The organism is Thiorhodococcus fuscus, assembly GCF_042682685.1.
Classification (GTDB): domain Bacteria; phylum Pseudomonadota; class Gammaproteobacteria; order Chromatiales; family Chromatiaceae; genus Imhoffiella; species Imhoffiella fuscus.
Genome location: NZ_JBHUHX010000039.1, coordinates 62,695 through 76,075, shown reverse-complemented (window position 1 = coordinate 76,075; position 13,381 = coordinate 62,695). Strand labels below are relative to the sequence as shown.

Sequence of the window (13,381 nt, the reverse complement as noted above, 5' to 3'; positions counted from 1 at the left end):
TCACTATTCATCAATTCTTAACCAACACCTCGTCGATTTTGATCGCATTGATTCCGTTAGAAACACCAAATTTTCCGCGAAACATCGGTATATCCTCCACATTGAGGACAACATACTCAGGGAACTCGATAGGCAGGATATCTCCCGGACGCACATCCAGAAGTTGCTGAACCGACATATTCTTTTCAACGAGCACCGAACTGATGTGGACTTCGGCCAATTGAACCTCTTCCTGCAAGGCATTCAACCAACGCTTATCGACACCAGCACGATCGGACTGCAACCCAGTATCCAATTGCTCGCGAATCGGCTCGATCATCGAATAGGGAAGCGTGAAATGCAGATTACCTCCGCCGCCTTCGAGCTCTATATGAAAGTCGTTGATCACAACGACCTCGCTCGGGCTCACAATATTGGCAAATTGCGGATTGACCTCGGAATTGATGAATTCAAAACGCAGATCCATCACCGGCTCCCATGCCTTCTGCATGTCCTCGAACGCCGCATCAAGCAGACTTCGGATCACGCGCAATTCCATCGGCGTAAAGTCGCGGCCCTCGATGCGCGAATAGAAACGCCCATCGCCGCCAAAGAAATTATCGACCAAACTGAAGACCAATTTGGGATCGAAAACCATCAAAGCCGTACCATGCAGCGGGCTCACTCGGAGTAGATTCAGGCTCGTCGGCACGAAGAGCGAGTGCAGATATTCAGAGAACTTGGTGACCCTGGTGCCAATGACCGAGATCTCCGAAGCACGGCGCAGCATATTGAAGAGATGGACACGCAAATAGCGGGCGAAGCGCTCATTGATCATATCGAGCGTGGGCATGCGACCGCGCACGATACGATCCTGAGTCGCAAAATCGTAGGATCGCGCCTGACCGTCGACCGGGAATGCCTCTCCGTCGGTATCGACATCACCGCTATCGACGCCATGCAAGAGCGCGTCGATCTCGTCTTGACTGAGGATATCGGTCTGCTGTGACATAATTCCGCCTTACTGCATCACAAAATCCGTGAAGAGCACGTTGACGATATCGGACGGTTCAGCGGATCGCGTCAAAGCCGCAGAGATCATGGAATGCAATTCCTCCCGTAGCTTGTCCTTACCCTCGGCCGTATTGAGCGCAGCCGAATCCTGGCTCGACAAATGAGACAAAAGGTCGTTTCGAATCATCGGAAGGTGCTTTTCGACAGCCGCAACCACCCTCTCGTTCCGAGTCGCAATGGTGATATTGACGCGAAGGAAACGCACCGATCCCGGCGCCGTGATATTCACTGTAATCGGCTCGAGGGCGTAATAGATCACAGGATCCTGCAGGGATGCCGGAGCGGTCGCCTCAGGAGAATCCGGCTCAGTCGGCTGAGCCTCCTCCTCAGGCTTCGACGCCTCCGCGCCCTCCTCCGTCGTCTCTGCCGCCTTGTCGAAAACGAGAAAATAGTATGCAGCGCCGCCCCCGGCACCGAGAATCAGCAGCACCGATACGATCACAATAATGAGCTTGAGCTTACCCCCGCCCCCCTTACCTTCTGCGGCGGGCTCCTCTTTCTTCTTCTTTTCTGCCATGCTTCACACCTCTGAGTGCCTATCTGAATAGTCTGATCGAGATCGGTAGGCCGCTCGCTCGGGCAAAGCGGAATCGACTACCGATCAGATGTAGTAGTCGAGACGTTTCGACAAGGCCGAAACCGTCGTATTGATCAACAGAGGCTCGCCGATCGTTTCCGCATCGTCTGCATCGCCCTGCCGAGACGCCTCGTTCGATGGAGCCCCGTCCCGACCGGGAGACGCGTCGCCGCCCTGAGCCCCCTGATCGGTGACCGATAGATTTGCGAGCGACACTCCATCCTGAGCGAGCGCATCACGCAAACGCGGCATCGCCGCTTCGAGAACCTCTCGCACGATGGGATGCGGAGAGACGAAAATGACACTCGTCTTATCGCCCTCTTGGGTGATCTTGACATCCAGCCCCCCTAGACTCGGTGGCCGTAACTTCATCTCGGCCCTCGAAAGCCCCTCTCCCAACACCCATTTCACCTGCTTGCCGAGAGGCGCCTCACCGCCCGGCTGTAGGAGCCTGTACAGGTCCAAAGAACCGGGCCGCTGCAAACCGGCCCCCGCAGCCGACCGCGAGGTCGTGGCCGTCGCAGCCGTCATCGACACCCCCTCCTCGTTAACGACCGTATCGGCATCCTTTTGAAGAGAGTCTGCTTGAGAATCGGCGAGATCCATTCCGCTATCGACACCCTCTTCAATGCCTGAAATTGGGCCGCGATCCAAGGACAGATTCAATCGATCCGCCATACTACCGGCAGCCGGCGACGGCACAGTAGCCCCAGCTTCGCCCGAGACCAGACCTGCATCCGCCAACGGTGAAACAGAGGAGGCCGCACGCCTGACATCGGCTGAATTGGCCAGGTCGGACAGAAGCGAACGAACGTCGGAGCTCACAGTAGAGGCGCCGGGTTCGGCCTTATTCTCCCTCGACACGGACTCCAAGAGGTGCCCCAACCGATCCATCGCGGCTTGGGACGCTGGAGACGTGGCTACTGCGGCCAAGGCAGAACGACCGTTAGAGTCAGACTCCACAACCTCGGAGGCAACATCTGCTTCAGCGGACATCGACTCCAGAGCACGCCCAACCCGATCCGCCAGCATTCGCGTATCCGCAGACGCAGCCGAGGCGGCCAACATCGAACGGCCGTCAGCGTCGGATGTCATCCCGGCAGGATCACGCCCTACGCCAACGGACGCCGATTCCAGAAGGCGAGCCAGCCTGTCCGTTGAGGCTTGGGAGACGGGAGCATTCGTCAATTCAGCCAAGAAAGAATGCACATCCGAACCGGATTCCAACAGATCCGAGGCAACCGCCGTCCCAGCTGACGCTGACTCAAGGAGGCGCCCCAGCAAATCGGTCGGAGTTTCGGGCCAGCCATCCGATGCATCCGAAACGCCCAACGCCAGTCCATCCGCAAAATCCGGCCCTTCCTGAACCGGTTGCGCCCCCTGGATCAAGGCCACGAACTGTGCGAGCAGTTCCTGGCCATTAATGGCGGCGATTTCAGCGGGATCCACGCCTCGATCGATCAGCAGGTCTTTCAACTGCCCACCGAGGTCGTCGAGAAAAGCTGAATCGCCCGTCTCATCCAGGGAGTCGCCACCGCCCGAAAGACCGCCGAACAACTGCGCGAGTAAACCGGACAGGCTGGCTTGCAGGCCGCTCGATTGCATCATCTCGAATCTCCTCGCTCAGTTACATGTCGTTATCAGGATTCTGCTGAAACGCCTTGCGAGTCGCCCACATGTCCTGCTCGCGCTGTTGATTGCGATTGTCCCGAACATCATCGGCCCGGCGACGATGCTCGATCAGCTTATCCAGCGATAGGCTCGCCTGATGCCGCTCCAACCAGATCTCTCTGGCCTGATCAACCTGAGACTGAGCGGCGGCGACACGCAGATCCTGCTGCTGTAGCGCCTCGCGTAATTGCTGGTGCATCAAGCCCAATTGCTTCAGCATGTTTACATCGTTGGGAACCAAGGCATTGAGATAGTGACTTTGGTACTCGGACAACTGCTTATGCTGCAACTCGGCACGATTCAGCTCGGCGAGACGCCCCGCTAGACCGACAGCCGCCTCGTTCTCTTGGGCCTCGCGGATCTTGAGCAGTCGCTGGAAACGTTTCACGCTCATGCGGACTGCCCTCGGTTGAATCCGCTCGGCGCCGAGATCAGATCGAACAACGCCTGACGAGACGCATCGAATCCGGCCGCATCAGTTCGATCCTGCCCCAAATAGGCCTCCAGCCGTGGGTGCATGGCCACCGCCTCGTCCAATTGCGGATCGGATCCCTTGCGGTAGGCACCGACGGCGATCAGATCGCGGTTGCTCATATAGGTCGCGAGCAGATTGCGAAACCGGTAGGCCGCTTTCTGGTGTTCGGGGGTCACCACAGCGCTCATAACGCGCGAAACCGAGGCGCCAACATCGATCGCCGGATAGCGTCCGGTCGCGGCGATATCGCGCGAGAGCACCACGTGCCCGTCGAGGATGGCACGCGCCGAATCGACGATGGGGTCGTTCTGATCGTCCCCCTCGGCGAGCACCGTATAGAAAGCCGTGATCGAGCCGCCACCCTCGTCGCCATTGCCTGCGCGCTCGACCAATTGCGGCAAACGGGCGAATACGGAGGCCGAATAGCCCTTGGTGGCCGGAGGTTCGCCGATCGCCATGGCGATCTCACGTGCCCCCTGGGCGAAACGCGTCAATGAATCCATCAGCAGCAGCACATTGAGTCCGCGATCGCGAAAATACTCGGCAATCGTCGTCGAGACCCATGCTCCATGCTGGCGCAGGAGTGGCGACTGATCGGCGGGAACCGCCACCACCACTGTCCGTTTACGTGATTCGACATCCAGAATTTCAGTGATGAATTCATTGACCTCACGGCCACGCTCGCCGATCAGACCCACGACGATCACATCGGCCTCGGTATGCTTGGTCATCATCCCCAACAGCACACTCTTACCAACGCCACTGCCGGCGAATAGCCCGAGACGCTGACCACGACCGACCGAAAGCAGCCCGTTGAGCGCCCGGATCCCGACATCCAGCGGGGTCTTGACCGGCGACCGGGTCAGCGGGTTGATCGGTCGCCCCTCGATCGGAACCTCCTCCTGCGTCCGAATCGGACCACCGCCATCCAAGGGCTTGCCGAGCGCATCGACCACGCGACCCAGCAACTCGGGACCGACGGGAATCCGACGACTCTGCTCCAGCGGCTCAATGCGAGCGCCGGGAATCAGTCCTTCCAGCCGCCCCTCCGGCATCAGGAAGGTCCGCTCGCCATTGAAGCCAACAACCTCCGCGCCGAGACGCTGACCGCTCACGGTATGAATGGCCGCACGCCCCCCGACCGGTAGCCGGATCCCCTCAGCCTCCAGCGTCATGCCCACCATGCGCGACAAATGGCCCTCCGGCTGAGGGTCTGGCGCTTTCTCGACACGCTGACGAGACTGAGCCAGGCGCTCGCGCAAACCGAGCGCCAATTGTCCGGCACCCCGATCCTGAAGGTCGCGAATGGTCTGTGTCATGGGCTGATATCAACTGGGTCCGTCTTGGGTTCGGAAAGGGACTCGGATTCCGGCGCATCGGGCTCTGGTGTATCGGGTTCCGGTGCATCGGGGTCGGACGCATCCGTCATCGACTCATGCGCGTCGAGCCGGGACCCATCCTCTTCGGTTGCCACTGCGTCGACAGCCTCTGGTGGAGCATCCGCCACCAGCGGTCGCGCCAACTCACCCCAGATGGCCTCAACCGCCTGGCGCAAACGCGTTTCAAAGCGGGCGTCGATACGGCTCGGGCCACTTTCCACTATGCAACCACCGCGCCGCATCTCGGGATCCGGAATCCAGGAAACGGCCTCGTCCCGCGTCTGGACATAGGTTTCGAGGATTTGCTGTTCGTCCGGATGGATATGGACTCGGATCTTGTGCTGGCGTGACGGCAACTGATCCAAGGCACGCCGCAGAACACCCTGCAACAACTCGGGCCGCCGATCGAGCGTGTCCATGATCACGCGCTCGGCCAAGGTCACCGTCAAGGTGAGAAGCTCGGGCTCCAGGTCGTCGCCGAGCGAGGCCAGCGGGTCGGCCAGGTCGTGAGCGATACCTTCCAGGGCGGCGACCGTCTCGCGCAACTGCTGCTCGGTCTGCTCGCGCAGCTCCTGCTCGCGCGCCTCACGCTCCTGACACTCAGCCGCCGCCTCGGTGTCGGCCTTTTCGCGCCCTTCTTTGTAGCCCGCCTGATACCCCTCGCGAAAACCCGCCTCTGCACCGGAGAGGCGCGCCTCCTCCTTGATGGCGGCAACCTCCTCCTCGGTGGGCGGCTCGATCTCGGGCTCGGGAGGCTCGGGGGGCGGAGGTGGCGGGGCCCCAACATCCGGCGGCAGCCAGCGACGCACCTCCGGGCCGAAATCCTCCACCACGGCTTCCCGTAGGCGACTCACAACATGCCCTCACCACCCTTAGCGCCGAGAACGATTTCGCCGCTATCGGCAAGCCGCCTAGCAACGGCCAGAATTTCCTTCTGAGCCACTTCGACATCGCTGACTCGAACCGGCCCCTTGGTTTCGAGGTCGTCTCTCAGCATCTCGGCGGCGCGTTTGGACATGTTCTTGAAGATCTTGTCTCGGAGCTCTTCCTCGGCACCCTTGAGGGCGAGCACCAGTGACTCGGTCGAGACCTCGCGCAGCAGCGTCTGGATGCCGCGATCGTCGACACCGACCAGATTGCCAAAGACGAACATCAACTCCTGGATACGCTCGGCCAGATCCTCGTCGACCTGATTGACACTCTCCATGATCACGGATTCGAGCGCCGTATCCACGAAATTCAGGATTTCGGCTGCCGCCTTGACGCCACCGATCATGGAAGACTTCGCCGTGTTCTTACCAGAGAGCTGTTGCTCCAGAATCTCGTCGAGTTCCTGCAACGCGGCCGGCTGTACGCCATCCAGGGTCGCGATGCGCAGGATCAGATCCGACTGCATCCGCTCCGGCAGATAGGACATGGTCTCCGCCGACTGATCCGGATCCAGATGCGAGAGCACGATCGCGACGATCTGGGGATGCTCGTTGCGGATCAATTCAGCAATGGCGCGCGGATCAAGCCACTTTAGCGCCTCCAACCCCTTTGAATTGCGCCCGAGCAAAATCCTGTCGATGAGACCGGACGCCTTGTCCTCACCCAGAGCAGACATCAGCACACTACGCACATAGTCGTCGGCGCCGACACCGAGGGAGGTTTGATCCTGCACGGCCTCCGAGAACTCGCGCAGCACATAGTCGATATCCGATCGCGTCACCTTGTCCAGGGACGCCATCGCCGTACCGATCTTCTGAACCTCCTTCGGTCCCATGTGGCGCAGGATCTCGGCCGCAGACGCCTCACCGAGGCTCATCATAAATACTGCGGTCCGCTCGGCACCGGTCATTTTCGAGGGATCAGTTGCCATCGCCATCCAACCAGGATTTGATTACTTGAACGACCAGTTTGGGATCCTCTTTGATCATCTCACGCACGGCTTCGAGATCCAGGTCCTGCTGCGGGTTACTCCTGGGTCCGAGCAGCGCAGAGACCGCCGAAGACCCTTGAGTCAAGGCCAGTTGCTCCTCGTCCCCCGCCTCGCCCTCGTCGCCGTCCTCATCCGAATCAGACTCGTCGGTCAGGGCGCGGGTTCCACCCTCGCCAGCGGCACCTTCGAGCGCCTCCTGCAACTCGGGCGGCTTGGGAACCAACTGCTGTAGTGCCGGTTTGACCACCATGAGCAGAACGAGCAAGGCCGTCAGGAAACCGCCGACGATTTTGACCAGTTCGAGGAACCAGGGCTCGGTCCAAAACTTGACCGCTTCATCATCAAGTGTATCAGGCACGAAAGAGACCGAGCTCACATTCAGCGAATCGCCCCGAGCCTCGTTGAAACCGACGGCCCCGCGTACCAGCGCGCGGATCTTGTCCATCTCATCCTCGGATCGAGGGACACGCACGGGCTCGCCCTGATCGTTGGTCTGATCCTGATAGTCGATGACCACGGCCGTCGATAGACGCTTCACGCCCCCAGGGGATTCCTGGACGTGAGCGATGGTGCGATCGACCTCATAGTTGCGAGTCGCCTGCTGACTGCGACTGCTCGGAACGACAGAGGAGGCATCGCCCGCCTGCTGCTGTCTCCCGGTGATACCGCCCTGCGGCGGCTGATTGGTCAGCGCGCCGGGGATCCCCCCGATCGCCGGATCCGCGCCAATCTTCTCCTCCTCGCTGGTCTGCTCCGAACGGATCGCCGTGCGGTCTGGATCGTAGCTTTCCTGGGTACGTTCCACGCGCGAAAAGTCGACGTCGGCAGCGACCTGCACCCGGACCCGGTCACGTCCCACGATGGGTGTCAGCAGGCTCTGAACACGCTCGACGAAACCCGCCTCAACACGCCTGGTGTAATCCAGATTGTCGAGCGTCAGCTTGCTTCCCTCGTTATCGTCTTTGGCGGTCATGAGACGACCGGTCTGATCGACAACGGTCACACGCTCCGGCAAGAGCTCCGGAACGCTCGACGACACCAGATGCACGATCGCCGCGACCTGGGCGTCGGTCAGACTCCGATTTCCCGCAAGACGCACGACCACGGAAGCGCTCGGCGGGGTACGTTCGCGCACGAAGACCGAGCGCTCGGCCTGGGCAAGATGCACGCGCGCCGACTCGACCGGCTCCAGCGTCGCCACGGAACGCCCCAATTCGCCCTCGAGCGCACGCTGATAGCGGGCGCCCTCGATCAGGCGGCTGGTTCCGAACCCGGAATCCTGTTGCAGGAGCTCGAAACCGATATCGGCGCTCTTCGGCAGACCTTGCCCGGCCAACAGCAAACGGGTCTCGGCGACCCGCTGCTTGGGAATCTCGATACGACCCGAGACATTGTCGACCTTGTAGGGCACGCCCATCTGCGTCAGGGACTTCATCACCTCGGCCGCTTCCCCCTCATCCATCTGCCCGAACAGCGGAGCATACGTGGGCTTCAAGGCCCAGAAGAGGATGGCGGCAGCCGCCACGATGCCGCCCGTCACCATTCCGATGAGCGCAACCTGACGCCCGACGGACATTTCCTTGAACGTATCGAGGCCCGTTGATAGAGCAGCGGTGAGAGAGGACGCCATTGACGAGTATCTCCGCTATCGCAACCGTAACGCCCTTAGACCTGCATGCTCATAACTTCCTGGTAGGCCGAAAGCAACCGGTTACGTACCTGATTGGTCGCCTCGAAGGCGATCGAGGATTTGTTCATCGCCACCATCACCTGAGGTAGGGAAACGTTGGCGTCGCCGAGTTCGAATTGGGTCTGCATGGTCGTTGCTTCTTTCTGAATCTGGTTCACGGAACGAATGGCATCACGCATCGTGCTTGCGAAATCCTCTCCATCGAGCTCGCGAGTCGGTTCAACCTTGGAGACGGGCTCGGCACCCTCCACGCGGCCAGACTGAGAGAGTGCGCGCATCTGCTGCAGCACATTCTGAATCTGCATTTCGCTCATCTCTGCCGTCTCCGTGATTCGCCAGGGCCCTGTCCCAAACGCCAGTCAGTCGTCGGCACGATGGGAACGATGCCCCTCCCATGCAAATTCAGAGCCATCCAAAAACAAACGGGTAACGCGCAGATCGAACCGGAAGGACAGCGAAACGCCAACGTCGAAACGCGAGGACCGGAACACAGGGCTTTCGCAGCTCAAGCGATGGAGAGAGTGATTCGAAGGGCTGAGAGAATCGCGAACAACGATCGGCCGGCAAAGGGGCGTGAGCGACAAACGCTACGACCGACCGATTCGGAGGGACAATATATTGACGCTTAGGCTCCGCCTGAACCGTCGCGATCAGAGATCTTGTGTCGCATCACGGGCGTCGCGTTCAAGGCCGAACTTCCTCATCCGCTCGACCAGCGTCGTCCGCCGCATCCCCAGACGTCGTGCCGCACGCGCGACCACGAAATCGTTCTCGGTGAGGGCAATAACGATCATCTGACGCTCCAGCTCATTCATATATTCGCGCAACTCGGTCCCCTCAGGCGGCAAACCCGTCACCGTGCCGCCGAGCACGGCCTTTTCATGCGAACCGACAGCGGGCGGCGACTCAAGAGGCTCCAACAGGGGATCCAGCTGAGAGGGCCGAAATTTCGACGGCAGCTGAGCGAGATCGACTAACTGATCCGGATACATGATGGACAACTGTTCGAGCAAATTGGCCAGTTCGCGGATATTTCCTGGCCAGGAGAGCGATTCGAGATGGGCGATCACGGCCGGGGTAAGATTGGCCGGAGTTGCGCCCTGCTCTTTCAGACGCCGCTCCAGCGTCGCGATCAGCAGTGGAATATCGCTGCGACGCTCCCTAAGCGAAGGAAGATCGACCGGAAACACGTTCAGGCGAAAAAAAAGATCTTGCCGAAAACTCCCAGCGTCCACCGCCTCTTCCAGATTGCGATGGGTCGCCGAAATGATGCGCGCGTTGGTCTGTAGCGGCTTATTCGAGCCAACCCGTTCGAAGGTTCGCTCCTGCAGCACGCGCAGCAGCTTGACCTGCATCGGCAAAGGCATGTCCCCGATCTCATCCAGAAAGAGAACACCGTCGTCGGCCAGCTCGAAACGTCCGGCACGGGCAGTGAACGCGCCGGTAAAGGCGCCTTTCTCATGCCCGAACAGCTCGCTCTCCAGCAAATCTGGAGGGATGGCCCCGCAATTGACCGCAACGAAGGGTTTGCCCGAGCGATTCGAGGCTGCATGGATCGCACGAGCGACCACCTCCTTGCCCGACCCGGTTTCGCCGAGGATCAAAACCGTGGCATCCGTGTTGGCGACCTGCGCGATGAGACGCTTGACGTTGAGCATGGTCACATGACGACCGACCAATCCGACATCCGCCACGGCGTCGAGCCCGACCCCGCATTGCAACCGCTGCAAGACCTGAATGACCTGGCCGGGCGTTAGGGGCGAGGTGACGACGAAGGCTCGTCGCCGCAGAGTCGCCTCCTCCTGCCCAGGATCCTCCGTGGGCTGACAGACCAGCGGCGCGGGGAGAGCATCCTGCAATGCGTCCAGCGATCGCGCCAACACGGACGGCGTATCGCACAGCCATAGCGCCGAAAGACCCGACGGAATCTCACCCGGATCCTTCACCTCGCAGACCTCGCAACCGAGGAATTCCAGGATGCAAGCGGTCGCGATGCGCGCCGACGCCTGACCGTGCAGACCAATTCTCAACACCTGTACCGATTCCCCAAGCCCATAAGGGCGTACGCAATCCTTGATGATTGAACGAATAATGATTGATAGGAGCCGTCAAACACGGCATTAGGTACCACGTCGCGACACATCATGGCGCGGGGCGTCGCGCATTCGCCGTCGAGCCACTTCACGTCGATGCATGCGAAAGACCCACCGCCCGATCGCATCGCGCAGACCCGGATCCCGACAACGCCAGCTCGCGCCGCACGCCCCATCCCGCAGCGCAATCGGCCCCAGTTCCAGTACCACCGGCTGAGCAAGCCAACGACTGGGATAGACCTCGATACGATCGCAGTTCGATGGCAGCACGCACGCGGAAATGACCACCCCATCGGCGCTCACGGTCACGACAGAGCCCTGCGGAATCCGATCGGCGAGCAGAGATGAAACCAGATCGGTCAGAAGATCTATCTTGGTTTCCAGCCGTTGCAGCTCCGGCGCCGGAGGATCTTCCTTGGAACGGACCTGCGCTCCCTCTTCAAGCATGGCAATCGCGTCGAACAGACGCACCGCCGCGTCGCCTGCGGTGATCGGGCGCTCGCTCGGGCCGACCGCAAGCTCCAGGGTCACCGAGAGGTCGTCACCAAGCACATCGCGCCAGATCTCTTTCCTCATGCAGCCACCACGCCCAAGCAGACTATGCCCGGAGGATCCTAACCGCTTCAGGGTCAAGGGGAAAGGGATTCACACCGAGAGGGCCACACTTGCTAAGATCGGTTCCTACGGCCCGGATCCAAAGGGCATCACCCTGATTCAATACCACGACACCATCCAACCGAACAGGTACGCAGATGCCATCCAACATCGGCAACTATTACGAGCGACTCGTCATGGAGTGCATTCGAGAGACTATCGAAGCGGACAAGGCGTCCGACGAAGCGGCCTATATCGAGGACCTCGCCTGCGTTGCACTCAACAATCTACCACCACGCTATATCAGACACTCGATCGACCTGGCCTCTCACCTCAGCGACGAGGAGCGCGATCAGATGCATCGACAGGTCACCGAGGCGGTCGAAAAGGCGCGAACGATCATTCAACGCCGCAGCGAAGACCGCGATCTGGGTCTCTCCTGACACTCGGAAGCCTCCGGCGATTACGCCGACTGCCGTTCCAAGGCCAGCCCCGCCAGCTCCACCAGACGCTGGAAAGCATCGAAGGCCGCCGCATCGAGCTGACAATCGGCGGTGCGGCGATCAGCATAAATCATGCCGATCGGACGTCCTCCGGCCCAAAGCGACATGACGAAGAAGCGTTCGACGCCAATCAGCTCCAACAGCCGCGCCGGCAGACGTGGCAGAAGCTCAGCCGCATTCTCGTCGCTCAACCATAATGACGCGCGACGCTCCATCAGAAATCCCAGACAGCCAGCCTCGGCGAGCGACAGACTGAAACGGTTGAAGGCCGGCTCGAAATCCGTCCCGACCAGATACTCGGACCTACAGATGTTGGCGCGTGCCGAATAGCTCGCGAACACCACCCGGTTCAACCCGAGCCCCCGGTGCAATCCGCGCAACAGCGCCTTCAAAAGAGATTCTCGCTCCGCCGATTCCGCCGCTCGCAGCAACCGCTCGGCAGCCTGATAGTCGTCGCGTCTCGGGGCCAGACAGACATTGCCCGGCTCGGCGAGCCTGGCACCGGATATCAAAACGTCCTCGGTAGTGAGGGGCAAGCGCAAGACTGCGGGAACGCCATAGTGCGCTCCGATTTTATTGAAGCGCTCCACCACATGATTGACCCGCTGGATCAGGGATGCGATGTCCATATCCAGCATCTCGGAGGCCAGGCGCAAATCGGTGAACTGCGCGGGATGCCGCCACCCGGCGAAGGCATAACGCGCCGTCTGGGTCGCCAACATCACACAGAGCGTCCTCAGGTGTTGGGCATTGCGAGCCCGCATCGCCTCCCGAACCATCTCAGGCAACCCCCAGCGCACCGCCAGCACATGACCCAGCTCTTCGAGACTCTCCCCAAGAGACATGTACTCGGCCTCGTGCGGAAAGATGTGCAGCACTTCGACCATCTCCAAATAGCGCCCCATTCGGGCGTCGCCATGCGCGAGCAGATAGAGTTCGCCCAGATTGTTCAGTAAGGCGGCCAAGCTCACCTCGGAGGGAAACCGGTCGCGATCGATCTGCGCCCAATCCTGGGCCAGAAGGGCCGCCAGCACGGCTCGCCCGGCGCTACGCCGGTAGTGTTCCAAGCGATTGGCGTCGAGCACCTCGTCCGCCACGCTCGCCTCGGTCGCGATATCGAGAAGCCGCCGGCTTCCCAGCATGTGTGTGGCGTCCTCCAGCATAGAGACTTCGGCACCGAAATGACGATGAGGGATGGCGTTCGCGCACTGCAGCACCCTCAGGGCCAGGCCCGGATCCACCATAAGCGCCATAGCGACCTTGCGTCTCGGGGCTAGCTCGTCTTCCAGCACCAGAGGGAGAAGACGCCGTGTCCGCGCCAAAACAGGAAGTTCTTCGGGCATGGCATCCGCCGTCACCCTGCTCAACCAGCTCGAAAGCACGCTCGGGGCCTCCCCTCATGACTGATCGCCGGTCTATCGATCC

13 protein-coding genes are annotated in these 13,381 nt (G+C 60.6%); 1 reads left to right on the top strand and 12 read right to left on the bottom strand.

Annotated features, from left to right (window positions below):
• Positions 1–10: 10 nt before the first annotated feature.
• The 11 genes from fliM to ACFSJC_RS13900 all read right to left on the bottom strand — a co-directional run bounded on the left by fliM (position 11) and on the right by ACFSJC_RS13900 (position 11,435).
• The gene (gene fliM, locus ACFSJC_RS13950; RefSeq protein ID WP_386027581.1) at positions 11–991 is read right to left on the bottom strand and encodes a flagellar motor switch protein FliM; all 981 of its coding nucleotides are present in this window, start codon (positions 989–991) and stop codon (positions 11–13) included.
• 9 nt (positions 992–1,000) lie between these two features.
• Positions 1,001–1,570, bottom strand: a complete 570-nt coding sequence (locus tag ACFSJC_RS13945) for a flagellar basal body-associated FliL family protein (protein WP_386027579.1) — start codon at positions 1,568–1,570, stop codon at positions 1,001–1,003.
• A gap of 84 nt (positions 1,571–1,654) precedes the next feature.
• The gene (locus tag ACFSJC_RS13940; RefSeq protein WP_386027578.1) at positions 1,655–3,238 is read right to left on the bottom strand and encodes a flagellar hook-length control protein FliK; all 1,584 of its coding nucleotides are present in this window, start codon (positions 3,236–3,238) and stop codon (positions 1,655–1,657) included.
• 19 nt (positions 3,239–3,257) lie between these two features.
• On the bottom strand, positions 3,258–3,695 hold the full coding sequence (fliJ, locus tag ACFSJC_RS13935) for a flagellar export protein FliJ (protein WP_386027577.1): 438 nt from the start codon (positions 3,693–3,695) through the stop codon (positions 3,258–3,260).
• On the bottom strand, positions 3,692–5,095 hold the full coding sequence (locus tag ACFSJC_RS13930; protein ID WP_386027576.1) for a FliI/YscN family ATPase: 1,404 nt from the start codon (positions 5,093–5,095) through the stop codon (positions 3,692–3,694). Before ACFSJC_RS13930 ends, fliJ begins: the two co-directional genes overlap by 4 nt.
• A complete protein-coding gene (locus ACFSJC_RS13925) occupies positions 5,092–6,009 on the bottom strand; it encodes a FliH/SctL family protein (RefSeq protein ID WP_386027574.1) in 918 nt (305 codons plus the stop codon). The genes ACFSJC_RS13930 and ACFSJC_RS13925 overlap by 4 nt, the downstream gene beginning before the upstream one ends.
• On the bottom strand, positions 6,006–7,022 hold the full coding sequence (gene fliG, locus ACFSJC_RS13920; protein WP_386027573.1) for a flagellar motor switch protein FliG: 1,017 nt from the start codon (positions 7,020–7,022) through the stop codon (positions 6,006–6,008). Before fliG ends, ACFSJC_RS13925 begins: the two co-directional genes overlap by 4 nt.
• Positions 7,006–8,706, bottom strand: coding sequence for a flagellar basal-body MS-ring/collar protein FliF (gene fliF, locus ACFSJC_RS13915; RefSeq protein WP_386027572.1), 1,701 nt, complete (start codon positions 8,704–8,706; stop codon positions 7,006–7,008). Before fliF ends, fliG begins: the two co-directional genes overlap by 17 nt.
• A 35-nt stretch (positions 8,707–8,741) precedes the next feature.
• Positions 8,742–9,080 (bottom strand): flagellar hook-basal body complex protein FliE, encoded by a 339-nt coding sequence (gene fliE / locus ACFSJC_RS13910; protein WP_386027571.1) that lies wholly within the window; start codon positions 9,078–9,080, stop codon positions 8,742–8,744.
• Between the two features lie 336 nt (positions 9,081–9,416).
• Positions 9,417–10,796 (bottom strand): sigma-54 interaction domain-containing protein, encoded by a 1,380-nt coding sequence (locus tag ACFSJC_RS13905; RefSeq protein WP_386027628.1) that lies wholly within the window; start codon positions 10,794–10,796, stop codon positions 9,417–9,419.
• A gap of 90 nt (positions 10,797–10,886) precedes the next feature.
• Positions 10,887–11,435, bottom strand: coding sequence for a PilZ domain-containing protein (locus tag ACFSJC_RS13900; RefSeq protein ID WP_386027570.1), 549 nt, complete (start codon positions 11,433–11,435; stop codon positions 10,887–10,889).
• A 176-nt stretch (positions 11,436–11,611) separates the two neighbouring features.
• On the opposite strand from ACFSJC_RS13900, the gene ACFSJC_RS13895 reads away from it, so the two are divergent.
• A complete protein-coding gene (locus ACFSJC_RS13895) occupies positions 11,612–11,896 on the top strand; it encodes a late competence development ComFB family protein (RefSeq protein WP_386027569.1) in 285 nt (94 codons plus the stop codon).
• Positions 11,897–11,916: 20 nt separating this feature from the next.
• On the opposite strand, the gene ACFSJC_RS13890 is transcribed toward ACFSJC_RS13895, so the two are convergent.
• Positions 11,917–13,299, bottom strand: a complete 1,383-nt coding sequence (locus tag ACFSJC_RS13890) for an HDOD domain-containing protein (RefSeq protein WP_386027567.1) — start codon at positions 13,297–13,299, stop codon at positions 11,917–11,919.
• Positions 13,300–13,381: the final 82 nt, after the last annotated feature.